Here is a 20,073-nt window from a genome sequence, read left to right as displayed (position 1 = left end):
ATTATTAAAGTCTGAAATCAGCTCGTTTCAGGCTTTTTTATTGATATAAAATCTTTATCACCTGATAAGGAAATACTATTATACAGATAGATTTTAGAGTGTTAGACTAGTAATATGATATTTTAGGAGAATTCTTATGTTTAAAAAAATAATATTATCTATTGCAACTATAGTCGCAACCGCCAGCCTAGCAGTATCAGTTCAGGCGTCAGAGAAAGTAGAACTTAAAGTAGCTACAGATTCTGACACGGCACCATTTACTTATCAAAAAGACGGGAAATTCAAAGGTTATGATGTTGATGTTGTCAAAGCTGTTTTTAAAGGTAGTAAGTACAAAGTAACCTTCAAGACAGTTCCTTTTGATACTATTTCAACAGGTATTGATGCAGGGAAATTTGATTTATCAGCTAATGATTTTTCATACAATAAAGAAAGAGCAGAAAAATATCTCTTCTCAGAGCCTATATCCCGTTCAAATTATGCCGTAGTAGGGAAGAAGGGGAGCCATTACAAATCATTAAGTGACCTCTCTGGAAAATCAACCGAAGTTTTATCTGGCGTTAACTATGCACAGGTTCTAGAAAATTGGAATAAAAATCATCCTAATAAAAAACCAATAAAAATCAAATATGTTTCTGGGACAACTGGTGTTACTAGCAGATTAAAAAATATTGAGAGTGGGAAAATTGACTTTATCCTATATGATGCCATTTCATCTGACTATATTGTAAAAGATCAATCATTAAACTTAAGCGTTTCTCCTTTGAAAGGTAAAATTGGTAATAATAAGGATGGATTAGAATACCTCCTTTTACCAAAAGATAAAAAAGGTAAAACTCTACAGAAATTTATAAATAAGCGTATTAAAGTTTTGAAAGAAGATGGTACTTTGGCGCGTTTAAGTAAACAATATTTCGGTGGAGATTACGTTTCAAACATTGATAAGTAAATCAGTGAGACTATAAGTTTTATCTTTTTACATGTCAGAGTTTGCGTGATAGAATAACGAAGATAAGAAAGTTTAGAAAAGGAAAGTAGAAGGAATGAATCAATTTATCTTGACGGGTGGATGGTCTTGGTATAATAATTTGGTTAGTCAGGTTCCAGCGGGGAAATTATTTAGTTGGAAGGCTGTTTTAGATGCAATACCCTCAATTTTAGAGCGATTACCCATAACACTATTATTGACAGTAGCAGGAGCCTTATTTGGACTCATTTTAGCTTTGATTTTTGCAATAGTGAAAATTAACCGTGTCAAAATTTTATATCCGATTCAAGCTTTATTTGTTAGTTTTTTACGTGGGACTCCAATACTTGTTCAATTAATGCTGAGTTATTATGGAATTCCACTTTTCTTGAAATTTTTAAACCAAAAATATGGTTTTGATTGGAACATTAATGCTATACCGGCTTCTGTATTTGCTATTACTGCATTTGCTTTTAATGAAGCGGCTTATACAAGTGAAACTATACGAGCGGCGATTTTGTCGGTTGATCAAGGTGAAATTGAGGCAGCACGTAGTTTAGGGATGACCTCAGCGCAAGTTTATCGTCGTGTTATTATTCCAAACGCAGCAGTAGTCGCAACACCTACTTTGATAAATACGTTAATTGGTCTAACTAAGGGAACCTCTTTAGCTTTTAATGCTGGTATTGTTGAAATGTTTGCCCAAGCACAAATTATGGGTGGTAGCGATTATCGCTATTTTGAACGTTATATCTCTGTGGCACTTGTTTACTGGGCGGTTAGTTTCTTAATTGAACAATTGGGAAATGCTATTGAACGAAAAATGGCAATTAAGGCTCCACGCCATTTAACTGATGAGATTCCAGGAGGAGTACGCTAATGATAAAATTGAGACAATTGACTAAATCATTTTCTGGTCAAAAAGTGTTAGACAAACTTGATTTAGATATTGAAAAAGGTCAAGTTGTTGCTCTAGTAGGTGCTTCAGGTGCAGGAAAATCAACCTTTCTTCGTAGTATGAATTATTTAGAAGAGCCTGATTATGGAACAATTGAAATTGATGATTTTAAAGTTGATTTTAAATCAATCAGTAAAGATGACATACTAACATTACGCCGTAAGTTAGCCATGGTTTTTCAACAATTCAATCTATTTGAGCGTCGTACAGCTTTGGATAATGTAAAAGAAGGTTTGAAAATTGTCAAAAAGATGTCAGATCAAGAGGCAACACGGATTGCAAGAGACGAACTGGCAAAGGTCGGACTTGCAGATCGTGAAAAATATTATCCAAGACATTTATCAGGTGGACAGAAACAACGTGTTGCTTTGGCACGCGCATTAGCCATGAAACCTGATGTTCTTCTTTTAGACGAACCGACATCAGCACTTGATCCAGAATTAGTTGGAGAAGTTGAAAAATCTATTGCAGATGCTGCTAAGCAGGGGCAAACCATGGTACTTGTTAGTCATGATATGAATTTTGTTTACCAAGTAGCAGATAAAGTTTTATTTTTGGAAAAAGGTCGTATTTTAGAGTCTGGGACGCCTGAACAATTATTTAACCATCCTTTAGAAGAACGTACAAAAGAATTCTTCGCTAGTTATAACAAATCGTACCTATAAGCTAAAATATTTTGATATAATGAAGGTTAGAATGTCTAATCTTCATTTTTAATTATTCTTGAGTTAGGCTAAGTATATAAGAAAGCTGCGATATGTTTTGACAATCGCTTGTTGGATAGAGATGTTTTTAGAAATAGCAAAAGTTTATTTACAAGGTTTAGGGCTTGCCAGCATAACTGTTATTTTAGTTGGTATAATTTGGGTCTTTTGGCGTGCCAAGAAAAACATAGATAAAACAGCTAGAGAACGCCAATCTGTTCTTTATGATGTCCTTCTGATAGCTCTTATGACAGCTCCAATACTTGCCTTTGCATTTGTAGCTATCATTTTAATGATAAAAGCTTAGTCAGATTAGTTGGAAATATAGACGCTTTGCTATAGAATAAAACCATAAGATTCAAAGGAGAAATAGTAATGTATGATACTTTAATAATAGGTTCAGGTCCTGGTGGTATGACAGCAGCGCTTTACGCTGCACGTTCAAACCTTAAAGTTGGGTTAATTGAACAAGGTGCTCCAGGTGGACAGATGAATAATACTGCTGAAATTGAGAACTATCCAGGCTACGATCATATCTCAGGTCCAGAATTATCAATGAAGATGTATGAGCCGTTGGAAAAATTTGAAGTAGAGCATATTTATGGTATAGTTCAAAGAGTTGAGAACGATGGTGATGTAAAGCGTGTTATCACCGAAGATGAATCGTATGAAGCCAAAACAGTAATCCTTGCTACCGGAGCTAAAAACAGCCTTTTAGGAGTTCCGGGTGAAGAGGAATATACTAGTCGTGGCGTTTCTTACTGTGCGGTTTGTGATGGTGCATTTTTCCGTGATCAGGATCTTTTAGTTGTGGGTGGCGGTGATTCTGCTGTTGAAGAAGCTGTCTTCTTAACTCAATTTGCTAAAAGTGTTACTATTATTCACCGACGTGATCAATTGAGAGCTCAAAAAGTACTTCAAGACCGAGCTTTTGCTAACGAAAAAATAAAATTTGTATGGGATTCAGTGGTCAAAGAGATTAAAGGAAATGAGATTAAAGTATCTGGTGTAACTGTTGAAAATCTAAAGACTGGAGAAATCTCAGAGATGCCTTTCGGAGGTGTTTTCATTTACGTTGGTTTGAAACCACATTCTAGCATGGTATCAGAATTAGGTATTACGGATGAGACTGGCTGGGTCTTAACTGATACAAATATGAAAACATCAATTCCAGGACTATATGCTATTGGGGATGTTCGTCAAAAAGACCTACGTCAGATTGCGACTGCTGTTGGTGAAGGTGCTATCGCTGGACAGGGTGTCTATAACTATATAACTGAGCATTTCTAAGAAATACAAAGTAGAAAAGACTATCGAAAAACGATTAGTCTTTCTTTTTATTTTCATGAAAGTAAGGTGATAAACTGAACTACCGAGATAGAAATATGCTATAATGTTAGACATATAGCCTTATCCTAGGCTCATGATTAAAAGGAGATTGTCTGATGTATAAAGACGATAGTTTAACACTACATACTGATTTATATCAAATCAATATGATGCAAGTTTATTTTAATAAAGGTATTCACAATAAAAAAGCGGTGTTTGAAGCTTACTTTCGCAAGGTTCCATTTGAAAATGGTTATGCTGTTTTTGCAGGTTTAGAGCGTATTGTTCGTTATTTAGAAAATCTGAGTTTTTCTGATAGTGATTTATCCTATTTAGAAGAGTTAGGTTATCCTGAAGAATTTTTAGATTACTTAAAAAATTTAAAAATGGAACTGACTGTCAAATCAGCCAAGGAAGGTGACCTTGTATTTGCTAATGAACCATTAGTTCAAATTGAAGGTCCTTTAGCACAATGTCAGTTAGTAGAGACAGCGATTTTAAATATCATCAACTACCAGACACTTGTTGCTACAAAAGCAGCTCGTATTCGTTCTGTTATTGAAGATGAACCGCTATTAGAGTTTGGGACACGACGTGCTCAAGAAATGGATGCAGCCATTTGGGGTACTAGGGCAGCGATTATTGGTGGTGCTAACGCAACAAGCAATGTTCGTGCTGGTAAAATCTTTAATATTCCAGTATCAGGAACGCATGCACATGCTTTAGTTCAAACTTATGGCGATGATTACCAGGCATTTAAAGCTTACGCAGAAACTCATAAAGATTGCGTCTTTTTAGTGGATACTTATGATACCCTTCGTGTAGGGGTGCCTAATGCTATTCGAGTTGCAAAAGAGATGGGCGAAAAGATTAACTTCTTGGGAGTTCGCCTTGATTCAGGTGATTTAGCTTATTTGTCTAAGAAAGTTCGTCAGCAGTTAGATGACGCCGGTTTTCCTAATGCAAAGATTTATGCTTCGAATGATCTAGATGAAAATACAATCCTCAACCTAAAAATGCAAAAAGCTAAAATTGATGTTTGGGGTGTCGGGACAAAATTAATTACAGCCTATGATCAGCCTGCGCTAGGTGCTGTTTATAAAATTGTTTCTATTGAGACTGACGCCGGTAGTATGCGAGATACAATTAAACTATCAAACAATGCTGAAAAAGTATCAACACCTGGGAAAAAGCAAGTTTGGCGTATCACCAGTCGAGCTAAAGGGAAATCTGAGGGTGATTACATCACATTTGCAGACACTGATGTGACACAATTAGATGAAATTGACATGTTTCATCCAACTTATACTTATATCAATAAAACAGTCCGTGATTTTGACGCAGTACCCTTACTGGTAGATATCTTTGACAAAGGGAAATTAGTTTATCAATTACCAAGTCTTCAAGAAATTCAAGAGTACGGACGCAAAGAATTTGATCAGCTTTGGGATGAGTATAAACGTGTTCTGAATCCACAGGATTACCCAGTTGATTTGGCACGCGATGTTTGGCAAAATAAAATGGACCTGATTGATCGTATCCGTAAAGAAGCTTTGGCAAAAGGAGAAGTAAGATGACTTTGCAAGATCAAATTATCAAAGAACTCGGTGTAAAACCTGTTATTAATCCAAGTCAAGAAATCCGTCGTTCCGTAGAATTTTTAAAAGACTATCTATTAAAACATAGTTTTCTAAAGACCTATGTACTGGGTATTTCAGGGGGGCAAGATTCAACTTTAGCAGGACGTCTAGCTCAACTAGCAGTTGAAGAGTTGCGTGCTGATACAGGGGAAAACTATCAATTTATAGCTATTCGTTTACCATATGGTATTCAGGCCGATGAAGAAGATGCACAAAAAGCATTAGATTTTATCAAGCCAGATATTGCTTTGACCATTAATATTAAAGAAGCTGTTGATGGCCAAGTTAGAGCTCTTAATGCAGCAGGAGTAGAGATTACAGACTTTAATAAAGGAAATATTAAAGCTCGTCAAAGAATGATTAGTCAATATGCAGTTGCAGGTCAATATGCTGGAGCGGTTATTGGTACTGATCATGCTGCAGAAAATATTACAGGTTTTTTCACCAAATTTGGTGATGGAGGTGCTGATTTATTACCCCTCTTTAGACTTAATAAAAGTCAGGGAAAACAGTTATTAGCTGAACTTGGTGCTGATAAAGCCTTGTACGAAAAGATTCCAACCGCAGATTTAGAAGAAAATAAACCAGGAATCGCTGATGAAATAGCACTTGGAGTAACCTACCAAGAAATTGATGCTTATCTTGAAGGGAAGGTAGTTTCGGACAAGTCTCGAGATATCATTGAAAATTGGTGGTATAAGGGTCAACATAAACGTCATCTTCCAATCACAATTTTTGATGATTTCTGGAAATAAGAAAAATAGCTAGAATATTCTAGCTATTTTTGTTTCTCTAATAAATTACTTTCAGACTTGCAGAAATATTCAGAATGTTTATAATAGTAGCTAAGTATAAAAGGAGGAATTTATGTCAGAATTAACTCAAACATTTACAGATAAGTTATTTGCTGATTACCAAGCAAATACAAAATTTAGCGCTATTGAAAATGCAGTAACTCACAATGGTTTATTGAAGTCTCTAGAGACACGTCAAAGTGAGATTGAGAACGACTATGTCTTTTCAATTGATTTGACCAAAGATGAAGTCTCTAATCAGAAACAATCAGGACGTTGCTGGATGTTTGCTGCACTGAACACATTTCGTCATAAACTGATTTCAGATTTTAAACTCGAGAACTTTGAATTATCTCAGGCACATACATTTTTCTGGGATAAGTATGAAAAATCAAATTGGTTTATGGAACAAATTATTGCGACTGCAAATCAGGAATTGAGTAGTCGTAAGGTGAAATTCCTATTAGATGTACCTCAACAAGATGGCGGACAATGGGACATGGTGGTTGCTCTGTTTGAGAAATATGGTGTCGTTCCTAAAACAGTTTATCCTGAATCTGTTTCATCAAGTGCTAGTCGTGAACTAAATCAATATTTGAATAAACTCTTACGCCAAGATGCACAGATTCTACGAGAATTAATAGCACAGGGAGCAGATGGGGCAACTGTTCAAAATAAAAAGGAAGAATTGCTTCAAGAAATTTTTAACTTTTTAGCAATGAACCTTGGCTTGCCACCGCAATCTTTTGATTTTGCTTATCGTGATAAAGACAATCATTATCAGTCTGATAAAAATATTACACCGAAAGCATTTTATCAAAAATATGTTAATCTTGACCTATCAGATTATGTTTCTATTATCAATGCTCCAACTGTAGATAAGCCTTATGGACAATCCTATACAGTTGAGATGCTTGGAAATGTTGTCGGAGGGCCAGCTGTTAAATATTTAAACCTTGATATGAAACGGTTTAAAGAGTTAGCGATTGCGCAAATGAAATCAGGAGAAACTGTGTGGTTTGGTTCAGACGTAGGTCAAGTATCAAATCGTCAAAAGGGTATCCTAGCAACTACGACTTATGATTTTAATTCATCTATGGATATTAAACTTAGCCAAGACAAAGCGGGCCGCCTAGATTATAGTGAAAGTTTAATGACACATGCTATGGTCTTAACGGGAGTAGACCTTGATGAATCTGGACAACCTTTAAAATGGAAAGTTGAGAACTCTTGGGGAGAGAAAGTTGGTAAGGATGGTTATTTTGTAGCTTCAGATGCTTGGATGGATGAATATACTTACCAAATAGTCGTTCGTAAAGAATTGCTTACTAAAGAAGAATTAGAGGCTTACAACGCAGAGCCAATTACTTTAGCGCCGTGGGATCCGATGGGAGCACTAGCTAATTAGTAATAGTAATTATAAATTAAAAAACTGGATATATTATCCAGTTTTTTTAATTACCGTTAGGTGCTGTATTGCTGTTACCATTACCATGTCCAGTTCCTGGCACAGTTTGATTAGAATTATTAGGGGTAGTAGCATTACCATTATTAGGTGTTTCGACTTGTGGGGATGATGAATTGGCATCATTTGCTGTATTCTTATCCTCTTTTTGTTTCTCAGAGGATGTTGAACTACTGCTTTGACTTGACTGTCCAGAATTTTGATAGATATTCTTATAGACAGAAGAAGAGTAAGTGCCGGTTGTAGTTGTCCCATTGATATACAAGTAGCTTCCGCTTCGATAGAGCCCTTCTGGCATTGTCCAATCTGCACTGTATCCGCCAGTTAGGTAGGACATCATTGCACGATAAACCTCAGTAGCAATATCCAGTTGGCTACCATAAAGTGGTGTAAGGCGATTTTTATAACCAGTCCAAATTGCCATTGTGTACTTAGAAGTATAGCCGACAAAGTTTTCATCAGGAGCCATTGTACCAACGGCGCTATTGTAGATACCAGTAGTTGCTTCAATTTTAGCTAACTCATCTTCCGTATAGTTGGAAGTACCAGTCTTACCAGCTTGTGCAACACCAGGGATAGCTGCTTTAGTACCAGTACCAAATGTTAGTACTGTTTTCAGCATATCCGTCATCATGTAGGCAGTAGTCTCTTTCATCGCACGGCTACCAGACGCTGCATAAGTATCATTGGTTCCATCGCTAAATTCAATTTTATTAACATATTGCGGCTTATAGTAAGTTCCGCCGTTTGCAAAAGCCGAGTAAGCCGCTGCCATTTTCTCACTACTTGCACCATATTTTGCATCACTGCTACTGTTGTTACTTGAAATAGCATTTGAATAGTTCATTTCTGGATAGTATATGCCTAATTTTTCAAGGAAAGATTTTGCTTCGTCTAATCCAGCGGCTTCAAGCGCTCTGACAGCAGGCACGTTACGTGATTGTTGAATAGCGGTCTGCATACTCATCCAACCCATATATTGACGATCCCAGTCATATAGTTGAGTAGAAGTACCAGGCCAGTAATAAACTGAGTCGTTTAATGATTGACCTGTTGAATTATAGACACCACTATCAATAGCAGGTGCATAAGCTGAGATAGGTTTCATTGTAGAACCCCAATCGCGGTCTGTTAAGACAGATTGATTTGTCCCAAATGAAATATTTTCATTCTGATGACGCCCGCCTAATTGTGCAATGACTTTACCATTAGTCGCATCCATGATGGTAGATGCTATTTGTAATTCATTGTTTGGATAAGCGATGTAAGTGTCACTGTTGTAGATGTCATATAGTTGTTTTTGTGCATCAGTGTTGATATTAGTATACACTTTTAGCCCAGCAGTAAAGATATCTTTACCAGTTTTTTGTTTAACTTCACTAATAACTTGTTTTAAGTAGTTATCCATATATTTTGGATAAGTAGATTTTTGCTTTAATTCTTTTAAGCCATCAGTTACTGGAGTTGCAACAGCTTGGTCGTATTCCTTTTTAGAAATGTTTTTATCTTGATACATCTGCTGAAGAACGGTATTACGTCTTGTTTGAGCAGATTCTGGGTTTTTATAAGGGTCATATTGTGTAGGTGCTTGAGGAATACCAGCGAGCAAAGCAAGTTGTGCAATAGATAATTCCTTTAGGTCTTTACCAAAGTATGATTTAGCTGTCGTTCTCATACCATAATTACCATTTCCCATATAAACTTTATTAATATAGAAAGTAAGAATTTCTTCTTTGGTGTATTTACGCTCCATTTGAAGCGCAAGCCAAACTTCCTGTGATTTACGTTTTAACGTTTGGTCAGATTTATTGGTAGAAAAGTAAGCCAGTTTAATCAACTGTTGATCAAGGGTTGAACCACCTTGCGTATTACTACTAACAAGATTATGCCAAGCTGCACCTAAAATACGATAAATATCGACACCTCTATGTTTAAAGAAACGTTTATCTTCGATAGAAGTGATAGCGTTAACCAAATTTAGTGGAATGCTATCCGCACTAACACTTTCACGCTTTTCTGAGCCTAAATCGGCAATAAGTTTATTATTACCATCATAAACCAAACTAGAGTTAACGGATTTTAAAGCTTGATCGGTTAATTTCGGAGAACGACTAACGTAGTATGCAAATAGGAGCCCACCTATTACAATAGTTAAGATAATAAATCCCATTATAATGCCAAAAGCATACTTCAATAGTTTGATAACAGATTCCTTTTTAATTGTAATCACCGCCTAATAATTTTTCTTCAATAATATCTAAGTAAGGGACTTGAGGAAAGGCACTCTCCTTTACGAAAAATCCATTTTTTCTGATATAATCAATAGGCATTGATTTATTGCCTTTATCAATCTGATAAAATGAAATTAACTCATGAGCAGGGAGTAGATAGGTTTCCTTAAGTGTGGAAAAATGAAGCAAGACAAAGCAAATCCCTTTTTGCTGTAATACATTTGCCATGTGCTCTATTTGGTGAGCATGAAAATTTTTCATAGGCATAGCAGTTTTCTGCCGGGTTTCTTTGGCTTCAAAGTCAATATAGTAACCTTTGTAAACACCAGAATAATCAGTAGTAGAAGCTTGTCTAAAATAAGCTTCTACAATCTTAGCACGACTACGTTTAGGATAATCTACCTTGACGATTTGTACTGGCGTTGGTTTCTTATGAATGACAGCTAATTCGTGAGACAAATAGTAGTCATTGGTTGCATTGATAGCAGCTTCAAATGACATACCACGGTTGGCAAAATCGATTTTCTTTTTCTTTGATTTTGTAACTGTTGTTTTCCGAATAAGCTGATGTGGATAGTTAACCATTTTTCTCCTTGCATTACAAATAAAATGCTAAGATAAGCAAAACTATTATACCATAAAATTAGGATGGACAACAAATGAAGTCAACTATTCTTGTAACAGGTTACAAAAATTTTGAATTAGGGATTTTCCAGGATAAGGATCCTCGGATTACTATTATAAAAAAGGCTATTGATAAGGATTTTAGACGCTTCTTGGAAAATGGGGCAGACTGGTTTATTTTTATGGGAAATTTAGGGTTTGAGTACTGGGCTTTGGAAGTTGCTCTTGATTTACAAAAAGAATATGATTTTCAAATTGCGACAATTTTTACCTTTGAGAACCATGGCCAAAATTGGAATGAGGCTAATAAAGCTAAGTTGGCACTCTTTAAGCAAGTTGACTTTGTTAAATATACTTTCCCAAGCTATGAAAACCCGGGTCAATTTAAACAATACAATCATTTTCTCATTAACAACACACAAGGTGCATATCTTTTTTATGATTCTGAAAATGAAACTAATTTAAAATTTTTGCTAGAAATGATGAAAAAAAAGGAAGCTTATGATATTTCTTTCCTAACTTTTGATCGCTTAAATGAAATATATGAGGAATGATCGTTTTTTCGGATATGAGAACGTTTTACGCTTGATTTTTCCATTTAATTTAGGTATTATTTACTTTGATATAAAGGATAGGACTTATATTAAAACGATTTGACTGGTTTGGAGAATAGAATGGCAAGTATTATTTATAGCCCAAAAGATATTTTTGAGCAAGATTTTAAAGTTAGTATGCGGGGATATGACAAGAAAGAAGTCGATGTATTTCTGGATGATGTCATCAAAGATTACGAAAATTATCTTGAGCAAATTGAGAAGCTCCAAATGGAAAATAGACGTCTACAACAAGCTTTAGACAAAAAAGAAAGGGAAGCTTCAAATGTAAGAAATTCAGGGACAGCTATGTATAATCAAAAACCGATTGCCCAATCTGCAACCAATTTTGATATTTTAAAACGCATTAGCCGCCTTGAGAAAGAAGTTTTTGGAAGACAAATTAGAGAATAAAGATTTCTCAAATATGCAATTTTTGGATAATCGCGTAGTATTGATATACTATGAGGAAAGTCCATGCTAGCACTGGCTGTGATGCCAGTAGTGTTTGTGCTAGGCGAAAAAATAAGCCTAGGGAGATAGCTAGCTATCTTACGGCAAGCAAAAGGGCTAAGTCTTTGGATATGCCTGAATAGCTTTGAAAGTGCCACAGTGACGTAGTTTCTAGGGAAATCTAGAAAGTGGAACGCGGTAAACCCCTCAAGCTAGCAACCCAAACTTTGGTAGGGGCATGGGATAGTTGGAATGAGAACAATCTATCCTGACTGCTTTGCAGTAGACAGATGATTATCGAAAGAAACAATTCCTAGTTGTTTCTGGAACAAAACATGGCTTATAGAAAATTGCATAATAGGTTAGTGGCTGAGATAACATCTCAGCCAATTTTTAACTGTGATGAATACGATAGTGTAAAAGAGGAAAAATGAAAGAATCATTCAAATTAATAGCAACTGCTGCTGCTGGTTTAGAAGCCATTGTTGGTAGAGAAATCAGAAACCTAGGAATTGACTGCCAAGTTGAGAACGGTAGAGTCCGTTTCCACGGAGATATCAAAACAATCATTGAAACGAACCTATGGCTACGAGCTGCCGATCGTATAAAGATTATTGTAGGAGAGTTTCCAGCACGTACTTTTGAGGAACTTTTTCAGGGTGTATATGGCCTTGACTGGGAAAATTATTTACCGTTAGGGGCAAAATTTCCTATTGCTAAAGCAAAGTGTGTCAAGTCAAAATTGCACAATGAACCTAGTGTACAAGCCATTTCTAAAAAAGCTGTTGCTAAGAAACTTCAAAAAGTCTTTCACCGTCCTGAAGGAGTTCCCTTACAAGAAAATGGAGCTGAATTTAAAATAGAAGTTTCTATTTTAAAAGATAAAGCGACTGTCATGATTGATACGACTGGATCAAGTCTCTTCAAACGTGGCTACCGTGCAGAAAAAGGTGGTGCACCAATTAAAGAAAACATGGCAGCAGCTATTATTCAATTATCTAATTGGTTCCCTGATAAGCCATTGATTGATCCAACTTGTGGTTCAGGTACTTTTTGTATTGAAGCTGCTATGATTGGAATGAATATAGCTCCTGGTTTTAATCGTGATTTTGCCTTTGAGGCGTGGCCATGGGTAGATCAAAGTCAAGTACAAAAGGTTCGTGATGAAGCTGAGAGTAAAGCAAACTATGATATTGATTTAGATATTTCAGGTTTTGATTTAGACGGTCGTATGGTAGAAATTGCTAGAAAAAATGCAGAAGAAGCAGGACTTGGAGATGTTATCAAATTGAAACAAATGCGTCTTCAAGATTTAAAAACAGATAAAATTAACGGTGTTATTATCTCCAACCCACCATATGGTGAACGACTCCTGGATGACAAAGCAGTGGACATTTTGTATAATGAGATGGGACAAACATTTGCGCCTTTAAAAACTTGGAGCAAGTTTATCCTAACTAGTGACGAAGGATTTGAAAAAAAATACGGCTCACAAGCTGATAAAAAACGTAAGCTTTACAATGGTACTTTAAAAGTTGATTTGTACCAATATTACGGTGAACGTGTGAGACGTCAAGTAAAATAACGGGGAGAACTCATGTCAGAAGATCAAAAACACCCATTTTTTGAACCAGAAAAAGAAACTGATGGTCTTGAATTTAAAGATGCTAAAGAAATGACAGTAGAAGAGGCTGTTAGAAAAGATTCTGAAATTAAGGCTGGTATTACCGAAGAAGATAGTATTCTTGATAAATACATCAAACAACATCGTGATGAAGTAGCTTCACAAAAATTTGAGACAAAATCAAGCGATTTTGCAAACCTCGATACGGCATCTTTAGATGATTTTATCAAGAAACAGCGCGAAGAATTATCAGCGATGTTAGCTGCAGAAGAGCTTTCTAAAAAGTTGGATAATTCAGTCTCTCAAGAACAAGATACAGAAGCTAATGCTGTCTCACCTAAAGAAGAATCTTCACAAGAACAAGAAAATAGTGTAACCCCAGTTCCCCCTCTGATTACGGAAGCAGAACCAACTGCAACAGAACCAGATTCGACTATTGCTGATTCAGAGGAGTATAAATCCTCTTCTAGGAAGCGTGGAGGTATCGTAGGAACATTGATTGCTCTTATTTTACTTCTAATAGTAGCAATCTTTGGTTACAACTATTTCAAGAATAATAATTCGACAAATTCTCAAACTGCAACAAGTCAAAGTTCTAGTTCTAAGGCTACGACGACTTCATCAGAAGAAGATAAAAAAGCTAGTCAGAACTTAGATAATTTCAACAAAGCTTATGCTAACTTTTTTGTTGATGATAAGAAAACCCAACTCAAAAATAGCGAATTTGATAAATTGTCAGAATTAGAAAAGAAAGTTGATGCTTTAAAAGGAACTAAATACTACGGTAAAGTAAAAGTTAAATTTGATAGTCTAAAACGTCAAATTGATGCTGTTAAAGCTGTTAACGACAAGTTTAAGTCGCCTGCTGTAGTTGATGGTAAGAAGAGTGAAAAATTAGAAGTAAAAGATGGAGCGAATTTTGACTCTTTAGATAGTAAAACTCTTAATACTGGTAATGCTAGTCTAGATAGTTTACTTCACTCCATCGTTTCAACTGGTCGTAATCAGGTAAAACAATCCGAAGAACAGGCTTCGTCTAATAAGGTTTCAGACACTCAAACAACTGAACAACCAAACGTAACTAACGGTCAATCTTCCTCATCAGCTGCTACAATAAATAATCAGGCAGCTGGCACTGCATCAGGTAATTTGGAACGTAACCGTAGCCGAGTACCGTATAATAATGCTGCTATTGCGGATACAGGAAATCCTGCCTGGATATTTAACCCAGGAGTATTAGAGAAAATCGTGGCCACTTCACAGGCGCGAGGCTATTTCTCTGGAAATAACTATATTCTTGAACCTGTAAATATTATCAATGGTAATGGTTATTACAATATGTTTAAATCAGATGGCACTTATTTGTTCTCTATCAATGCCAAGACAGGTTACTTTGTAGGTAACGCTCCTGGAAGAGCTGATAGTTTAGATTATTAATATAAAGAACAAAACCAGTTTTTTGTCTACACCCTAAAAGTTAGAAAATCAGTCTAACGATTAGGGTGTTTTTTGTATTCGCATTTAGATGTCTACGACTGCTATGAGGATATTAGGGAAAAATTAAAAGGATTTTGCTCTCTATGATACAGAACAAAATCCTTTGTTTAAATTAATAGGACAACTTTTGGAATTCCAAAAGTTGACTTTTATTTTTTATTAGATCAGACAATGTGGCGCTCAAAAGCATTGTCAGAAATTCCTTGGGAAAGAATTAATTTCGCCCATTCTTGAGCAGAGTGGAGACTGTGGTCTTTATAATTTCCACAAGATTCAATGGTTGTTCCAGGAACGTCTTCCCAAGTGACCCCACCAGCAATAGCCTCTAGACTAGATTTGATGACTTTAGCAATTTCAGTAGCATCCTGTTTTCCCCACATAATCATGTGAAAACCAGTTCTACAACCAAAAGGAGAACAATCAATCAAACCATTAATTCGTTGGCGGATTAACTTCGCCAGAAGGTGCTCGATAGTATGTAAACCAGCAGTATCAATAGCATTTTCATTAGGCTGAATAAGGCGGATATCAAAGTTAGTAATGATGTCTCCGACCGGTCCAACTTCTTCTGAAATTAAACGAACGTAGGGTGCTTTAACGATGGTGTGATCTAATTCAAAACTCTCTACGACAACTTCTTTTGTCATAAGTTTTCTCCTTTTGTATTACATTCTAGAGACTAAAGGAGATGTTGAAAATTTCTCCTAATCCCTTTAAATAACATTCTAATCATATCATAAATGTCTATAATTTTAAATTGTGAAAACGCCTTTTTTATGATAAACTTAAAAGTGGACTTTCTATATGAAATCTAGAAAAAAATTGAGGTATAAACATGTTTAATATTATATTAGCAATGGTTTGTGCACTCATTGGTTTGATTATTGGTTATGTGGCTATCTCAATGAAAATGAAATCATCAAAAGAAGCTGCAGAACTAACTCTTTTAAATGCAGAACAAGATGCCGTTGATTTACGTGGTAAAGCAGAAATTGAAGCAGAACACATCCGTAAAGCAGCGGAACGTGAAAGTAAAGCTCACCAAAAAGAATTACTTTTAGAAGCAAAAGAAGAGGCTAGAAAATATCGTGAAGAGATCGAAAAGGAATTTAAATCTGATAGACAAGAGTTGAAACAGATGGAGGCACGTTTAACAGATCGTGCATCATCTCTTGATCGTAAAGATGAAAATCTATCTAACAAAGAAAAAATGTTAGATAGCAAAGAACAAAGTCTAACCGATAAATCTAGACATATTAATGAGCGCGAACAGGAAATTGCTACTTTAGAAACAAAAAAAGTAGAAGAATTGTCACGCATCGCAGAGCTTAGTCAAGAAGAAGCTAAAGATATCATTTTAGCTGATACCGAAAAAGATTTAGCTCATGATATTGCGACACGTATTAAAGAAGCAGAACGTGAAGTAAAAGATCGATCAAATAAGATCGCAAAAGACTTGCTAGCCCAAGCTATGCAACGTTTAGCTGGTGAATATGTTACTGAACAAACAATTACAACTGTTCATCTCCCTGATGATAATATGAAGGGACGTATCATTGGTCGTGAAGGACGTAATATTCGTACTCTGGAAAGTTTGACAGGTATTGATGTTATCATAGATGATACGCCAGAAGTCGTTGTCTTATCAGGTTTCGACCCCATTCGTCGTGAAATTGCTCGTATGACTTTAGAATCTTTGATTCAAGATGGACGTATCCATCCAGCTCGTATTGAAGAGTTGGTTGAAAAAAATCGTTTGGAAATGGATCAACGTATCCGTGAGTATGGTGAGGCAGCAGCTTATGAGATTGGTGCACCAAATCTGCATCCTGATTTGATAAAAATTATGGGACGTTTGCAGTTCCGTACATCATATGGTCAAAATGTACTTCGTCATTCAGTTGAAGTTGGTAAACTTGCAGGTATTTTGGCTGGAGAACTAGGAGAAAATGTTGATTTAGCTCGTCGGGCTGGATTCCTCCATGATATGGGGAAAGCTATTGATCGCGAAGTTGAAGGCAGTCACGTTGAAATTGGTATGGAATTTGCTCGTAAGTACAAAGAGCATCCGATTGTTGTTAATACTATTGCAAGCCACCATGGTGATGTAGAACCTGACAGCGTTATTGCAGTAATTGTTGCTGCTGCAGACGCTCTTAGTTCAGCACGACCAGGTGCGCGTAATGAGTCAATGGAAAATTATATCAAACGTCTGCGTGATTTAGAAGAAATTGCTAATGGCTTTGAGGGAGTGCAAAATGCCTTTGCACTTCAAGCCGGACGTGAAATTCGTATCATGGTACAACCTGGTAAAGTTTCTGATGATCAAGTAGTTATTATGTCGCATAAGGTACGTGAAAAAATCGAACAAAACTTGGATTATCCAGGTAATATTAAGGTAACAGTTATTCGTGAAATGCGAGCTGTTGATTTTGCAAAATAGTCAAAAGGAGAGCTTGTTAGCTCTCCTTTTGTTATAGAGTTGACATTTGTCATATTTTGAAATGACAAAAATATCTAAAAAGTTTAGTTCTGATTTTTTATACTATGATTATAGTAAAGGAGAACCAAATGGCAAAAGATATAATTAAGGTTGATCATATATTTAAAAGCATCGGGCAAAAAACGATTTTAGAAGATATATCATTTAGTATAGCTTCTAACCAATGTGTAGCATTGATTGGACCTAATGGTGCAGGGAAAACAACTCTGATGTCAACTTTATTAGGTGATATTAGTATTTCTTCAGGAGCATTGACGATTTTTAATCTGCCTGCACACCACAATAGGTTAAAATATAAGATGGCCATCTTACCGCAAGAAAATGTATTGCCCTCAAAGTTTACAGTGAGAGAACTCATTGATTTCCAAAGGTGTTTATTTCCAGAAGTGCTGCCAATGTCTTTGATTTTAGACTATCTACAGTGGAGTGATGCGCACTTGCAACAATTTACAGAGACTTTATCTGGAGGGCAAAAACGACTTTTAGCTTTTGTTTTAACTTTGGTTGGTAAGCCCCAATTACTATTTTTAGATGAACCTACTTCCGGATAAGTTATCAGACTTTGGTGATAGAATCACGTTTCTAATTGTTCCTATTTTTTGTATCGGTTACATGTGGATTGCTATTGAAAATAGAAATAGTGAAGAACAAAGAGAAAAAATTGCAGAGCAAAATCAGTATATCAATATTTTGTCAGCTGAAAATGAACGTAACCGTATAGGGCGTGATTTGCATGATAGTTTAGGACATACATTTGCTATGATGACACTAAAGACAGAACTAGCGTTAAAGTTGTTAGAAAAAAGGAACTATGATAAGGTACAAAAAGAACTATCAGAATTAAATCATATTAGTCATCAATCGATGAGTGAGGTCCGTCAAATTGTTTCTAACCTCAAGTATCGTACAGTAGTGGAAGAAATTGATGAGTTGTACCGCTTGTTTCAATTATCTAACATCAAGTTAACAGTTGTTAATAAGTTAGAGACGTCACAACTAAGTCCAGTAACACAATCTACAATCACAATGATATTAAAGGAATTATCCAATAATATTGTTAAGCATGCTGAAGCTGATAGCGTGGAGTTGAGTTTAGTAAGGCAAGGTGCTACTATAAATATTGAGATGATTGATAATGGTTGTGGTTTTACAAACCTTGACGGAGATGAGTTGCATAGTATTCAAGAGAGATTAACTATCGTTGAAGGGACACTAACGATTTTGTCTCGAAGTAAACCAACTCATATTCAGGTGGTATTGAAAGAGGTATAAGATGAAATTACTTGTTGCTGAGGATCAGTCCATGCTACGAGACGCTATGTGCCAATTACTTTTGATGGAAGAAAGTGTTTCTACTATTGATCAAGCTGGAAATGGTGAAGAAGCTATTGCCATTTTATCCAATAAAGCCATAGATGTTGCAATATTGGATGTTGAGATGCCGATATTATCAGGTTTAGATGTCTTAGAGTGGGTTAGAAAATACCAGAATGTTAAGGTCATAATTGTAACAACCTTTAAGCGGTCAGGTTATTTCCAAAGGGCTATTCGTTCAAATGTAGATGCTTATGTTTTGAAAGACCGCTCAGTAGCTGATTTGATGAAAACGATTCAAAAAGTTTTATCTGGGGGTAAAGAATATTCGCCTGAATTAATGGAAAACGTTATATCTAATCCTTTGAGTGAGCAAGAAATAAAAATTCTTTCCCTAATTGCTCAAGGGAAGACCAGCAAAGAAATTGCATGCACTTTATTTTTATCGAATGGTACAGTTCGTAATTACACGTCAAATATTTTTGATAAATTAGGAGTTAATAATCGTTTGGAGGCACTTAAAATAGCACGAGAAAAGGATTGGCTGTGATAGTTTTTTTCCAGTCGAGATGCCATAATGTATTAAGAGGGATATATGTATGCAAAAATTTAAAGAACGTTTTGATACGCTTAGTGATGCAATTTTGGCCATTGCTATGACGATTTTAGTTTTGGAGATAAAAACTCCGGCTACGATGGGTGATATTGGTGACTTTACACGGAACATAGGTTTATTTATTGTTAGCTTTGTTGTTGTTTTTAATTTTTGGTACGAAAGGGCACAAAATAGCCTAGATGCTCAAAAGACTAATGATGAAATTATAGCTCTTGATATCATTGAACACCTAGGTATTTGTTTGATTCCTCTCTTTACTAAATTTATGATTTCTTTTGAGAATCATAATTTTGCTGTTATGGCTTATGGACTCTTAACGTTATTAGTTGGTCTCACATCAGACATTATTCGGATTCATTTGGCAAGTTATGATTTAGTGACCATTCCTAGTGAATTGAAAGAGCGGGTTATAAAAGTCATGACAACTTTTGCCATTCGTTCAGTTGTGGTTCGCTTTATCATTATTATCCTTGCTTATTTTCTACCTGAGGTAGGGATATTTGCATATTTAGTCATACCGCTCTTTATGTTTTGGCGTCGCTCTAGAGCAGGAAAATACTATGCTAAAAAGGGCATTGAGGCACCCTCTTATATCAAGCTTTTTATCCAAATTGGAGAGAGAGTTCCTGAGGATTTTACTAATTCAAGTAGTGGAATAGGTGGGGTAAAAAGACTCTATAAAAAATAATAGGAGACCTTGAAAAAAAGGTTTCTTTTTGTTAAACTAATGAGAAGAAACTTTATTTAGGGAGCAATTTATG

The 20,073-nt window shown here is 35.8% G+C and carries 18 protein-coding genes, 1 other RNA gene and 2 pseudogenes; 18 read left to right on the top strand and 3 right to left on the bottom strand.

The features are described from left to right. The first annotated feature begins 136 nt into the window (after positions 1-136). From HMPREF2818_RS00235 to pepC, 8 genes are all read left to right on the top strand, one after another. Positions 137-949 (top strand): amino acid ABC transporter substrate-binding protein, encoded by an 813-nt coding sequence (locus HMPREF2818_RS00235; protein WP_000473474.1) that lies wholly within the window; start codon positions 137-139, stop codon positions 947-949. Between the two features lie 94 nt (positions 950-1,043). Continuing rightward, a complete protein-coding gene (locus HMPREF2818_RS00230) occupies positions 1,044-1,847 on the top strand; it encodes an amino acid ABC transporter permease (RefSeq protein WP_001071294.1) in 804 nt (267 codons plus the stop codon). After that, positions 1,847-2,590 carry an amino acid ABC transporter ATP-binding protein gene (locus HMPREF2818_RS00225; RefSeq protein ID WP_000593862.1) on the top strand — a complete coding sequence of 248 codons (744 nt, stop codon included), beginning with the start codon at positions 1,847-1,849 and terminating at the stop codon, positions 2,588-2,590. Before HMPREF2818_RS00230 ends, HMPREF2818_RS00225 begins: the two co-directional genes overlap by 1 nt. Positions 2,591-2,711: 121 nt before the next feature. Continuing rightward, positions 2,712-2,936, top strand: a complete 225-nt coding sequence (locus tag HMPREF2818_RS00220) for a DUF4059 family protein (RefSeq protein ID WP_000478229.1) — start codon at positions 2,712-2,714, stop codon at positions 2,934-2,936. A gap of 68 nt (positions 2,937-3,004) precedes the next feature. Then, complete coding sequence (trxB, locus tag HMPREF2818_RS00215; RefSeq protein ID WP_000272351.1) at positions 3,005-3,919, top strand: thioredoxin-disulfide reductase; 915 nt, start codon at positions 3,005-3,007, stop codon at positions 3,917-3,919. Positions 3,920-4,074: 155 nt separating this feature from the next. After that, positions 4,075-5,535: a nicotinate phosphoribosyltransferase gene (locus HMPREF2818_RS00210; protein WP_000276178.1), complete on the top strand. Its 1,461-nt coding sequence runs from the start codon at positions 4,075-4,077 to the stop codon at positions 5,533-5,535. Beyond that, the gene (gene nadE / locus HMPREF2818_RS00205) at positions 5,532-6,353 is read left to right on the top strand and encodes an ammonia-dependent NAD(+) synthetase (protein ID WP_000174853.1); all 822 of its coding nucleotides are present in this window, start codon (positions 5,532-5,534) and stop codon (positions 6,351-6,353) included. Before HMPREF2818_RS00210 ends, nadE begins: the two co-directional genes overlap by 4 nt. 112 nt (positions 6,354-6,465) lie before the next feature. After that, positions 6,466-7,800, top strand: coding sequence for an aminopeptidase C (pepC, locus tag HMPREF2818_RS00200; RefSeq protein WP_001293157.1), 1,335 nt, complete (start codon positions 6,466-6,468; stop codon positions 7,798-7,800). A 46-nt stretch (positions 7,801-7,846) separates the two neighbouring features. Here the strand turns inward: pepC and pbp1a are convergent, their stop codons facing one another. Together pbp1a and recU are read right to left on the bottom strand one after the other, a co-directional pair. Continuing rightward, positions 7,847-10,087, bottom strand: coding sequence for a penicillin-binding protein PBP1A (gene pbp1a, locus HMPREF2818_RS00195; RefSeq protein ID WP_000628380.1), 2,241 nt, complete (start codon positions 10,085-10,087; stop codon positions 7,847-7,849). After that, positions 10,074-10,673 carry a Holliday junction resolvase RecU gene (gene recU, locus HMPREF2818_RS00190; protein WP_000248791.1) on the bottom strand — a complete coding sequence of 200 codons (600 nt, stop codon included), beginning with the start codon at positions 10,671-10,673 and terminating at the stop codon, positions 10,074-10,076. The genes pbp1a and recU overlap by 14 nt, the downstream gene beginning before the upstream one ends. A gap of 74 nt (positions 10,674-10,747) precedes the next feature. Between recU and HMPREF2818_RS00185 the strand changes: the two genes are divergently transcribed. From HMPREF2818_RS00185 to HMPREF2818_RS00165, 5 genes are all read left to right on the top strand, one after another. Then, positions 10,748-11,266 (top strand): SLOG family protein, encoded by a 519-nt coding sequence (locus HMPREF2818_RS00185; RefSeq protein WP_000843099.1) that lies wholly within the window; start codon positions 10,748-10,750, stop codon positions 11,264-11,266. A 120-nt stretch (positions 11,267-11,386) separates the two neighbouring features. Continuing rightward, positions 11,387-11,719, top strand: coding sequence for a cell division regulator GpsB (gene gpsB, locus HMPREF2818_RS00180; RefSeq protein ID WP_000146543.1), 333 nt, complete (start codon positions 11,387-11,389; stop codon positions 11,717-11,719). 18 nt (positions 11,720-11,737) lie between these two features. Beyond that, positions 11,738-12,106, top strand: an RNA gene (rnpB, locus tag HMPREF2818_RS00175) — RNase P RNA component class B. An 82-nt stretch (positions 12,107-12,188) separates the two neighbouring features. Next, positions 12,189-13,343, top strand: coding sequence for a THUMP domain-containing class I SAM-dependent RNA methyltransferase (locus HMPREF2818_RS00170; RefSeq protein ID WP_000664851.1), 1,155 nt, complete (start codon positions 12,189-12,191; stop codon positions 13,341-13,343). A gap of 12 nt (positions 13,344-13,355) precedes the next feature. Further along, the gene (locus HMPREF2818_RS00165; RefSeq protein WP_001287863.1) at positions 13,356-14,819 is read left to right on the top strand and encodes a cell division site-positioning protein MapZ family protein; all 1,464 of its coding nucleotides are present in this window, start codon (positions 13,356-13,358) and stop codon (positions 14,817-14,819) included. A gap of 224 nt (positions 14,820-15,043) precedes the next feature. Here the strand turns inward: HMPREF2818_RS00165 and HMPREF2818_RS00160 are convergent, their stop codons facing one another. After that, a complete protein-coding gene (locus HMPREF2818_RS00160) occupies positions 15,044-15,526 on the bottom strand; it encodes an S-ribosylhomocysteine lyase (protein WP_000159885.1) in 483 nt (160 codons plus the stop codon). 188 nt (positions 15,527-15,714) lie between these two features. Between HMPREF2818_RS00160 and HMPREF2818_RS00155 the strand changes: the two genes are divergently transcribed. From HMPREF2818_RS00155 to HMPREF2818_RS00135, 5 genes and pseudogenes are all read left to right on the top strand, one after another. Further along, positions 15,715-17,322: a ribonuclease Y gene (locus tag HMPREF2818_RS00155; protein WP_000481839.1), complete on the top strand. Its 1,608-nt coding sequence runs from the start codon at positions 15,715-15,717 to the stop codon at positions 17,320-17,322. Positions 17,323-17,450: 128 nt separating this feature from the next. Beyond that, positions 17,451-17,930, top strand: a pseudogene (locus HMPREF2818_RS00150) (ATP-binding cassette domain-containing protein); the annotation flags it as partial. Between the two features lies 1 nt (position 17,931). Continuing rightward, positions 17,932-18,654 (top strand): annotated as a pseudogene (locus HMPREF2818_RS00145) (sensor histidine kinase); the annotation flags it as partial. 1 nt (position 18,655) lies between these two features. Then, positions 18,656-19,246 carry a response regulator transcription factor gene (locus HMPREF2818_RS00140; RefSeq protein ID WP_000772043.1) on the top strand — a complete coding sequence of 197 codons (591 nt, stop codon included), beginning with the start codon at positions 18,656-18,658 and terminating at the stop codon, positions 19,244-19,246. A gap of 49 nt (positions 19,247-19,295) precedes the next feature. After that, positions 19,296-20,000 (top strand): TMEM175 family protein, encoded by a 705-nt coding sequence (locus HMPREF2818_RS00135; protein ID WP_001168920.1) that lies wholly within the window; start codon positions 19,296-19,298, stop codon positions 19,998-20,000. Positions 20,001-20,073: the final 73 nt, after the last annotated feature.

The organism is Streptococcus sp. HMSC076H09, assembly GCF_001811765.1.
GTDB lineage: Bacteria > Bacillota > Bacilli > Lactobacillales > Streptococcaceae > Streptococcus > Streptococcus agalactiae.
This window is presented reverse-complemented; position numbering and strand designations above follow the sequence as displayed.

Bases quoted from the DNA above. Each gene is read 5' to 3' on its own strand.
- HMPREF2818_RS00235 (WP_000473474.1), top strand. From the start codon at position 137: ATGTTTAAAAAAATAATATTATCTATTGCAACTATAGTCGCAACCGCC.
- HMPREF2818_RS00230 (WP_001071294.1), top strand. From the start codon at position 1,044: ATGAATCAATTTATCTTGACGGGTGGATGGTCTTGGTATAATAATTTG.
- HMPREF2818_RS00225 (WP_000593862.1), top strand. From the start codon at position 1,847: ATGATAAAATTGAGACAATTGACTAAATCATTTTCTGGTCAAAAAGTG.
- HMPREF2818_RS00220 (WP_000478229.1), top strand. From the start codon at position 2,712: ATGTTTTTAGAAATAGCAAAAGTTTATTTACAAGGTTTAGGGCTTGCC.
- trxB (WP_000272351.1), top strand. From the start codon at position 3,005: ATGTATGATACTTTAATAATAGGTTCAGGTCCTGGTGGTATGACAGCA.
- HMPREF2818_RS00210 (WP_000276178.1), top strand. From the start codon at position 4,075: ATGTATAAAGACGATAGTTTAACACTACATACTGATTTATATCAAATC.
- nadE (WP_000174853.1), top strand. From the start codon at position 5,532: ATGACTTTGCAAGATCAAATTATCAAAGAACTCGGTGTAAAACCTGTT.
- pepC (WP_001293157.1), top strand. From the start codon at position 6,466: ATGTCAGAATTAACTCAAACATTTACAGATAAGTTATTTGCTGATTAC.
- recU (WP_000248791.1), bottom strand. From the start codon at position 10,673: ATGGTTAACTATCCACATCAGCTTATTCGGAAAACAACAGTTACAAAA.
- HMPREF2818_RS00185 (WP_000843099.1), top strand. From the start codon at position 10,748: ATGAAGTCAACTATTCTTGTAACAGGTTACAAAAATTTTGAATTAGGG.
- gpsB (WP_000146543.1), top strand. From the start codon at position 11,387: ATGGCAAGTATTATTTATAGCCCAAAAGATATTTTTGAGCAAGATTTT.
- HMPREF2818_RS00170 (WP_000664851.1), top strand. From the start codon at position 12,189: ATGAAAGAATCATTCAAATTAATAGCAACTGCTGCTGCTGGTTTAGAA.
- HMPREF2818_RS00165 (WP_001287863.1), top strand. From the start codon at position 13,356: ATGTCAGAAGATCAAAAACACCCATTTTTTGAACCAGAAAAAGAAACT.
- HMPREF2818_RS00160 (WP_000159885.1), bottom strand. From the start codon at position 15,526: ATGACAAAAGAAGTTGTCGTAGAGAGTTTTGAATTAGATCACACCATC.
- HMPREF2818_RS00155 (WP_000481839.1), top strand. From the start codon at position 15,715: ATGTTTAATATTATATTAGCAATGGTTTGTGCACTCATTGGTTTGATT.
- HMPREF2818_RS00140 (WP_000772043.1), top strand. From the start codon at position 18,656: ATGAAATTACTTGTTGCTGAGGATCAGTCCATGCTACGAGACGCTATG.
- HMPREF2818_RS00135 (WP_001168920.1), top strand. From the start codon at position 19,296: ATGCAAAAATTTAAAGAACGTTTTGATACGCTTAGTGATGCAATTTTG.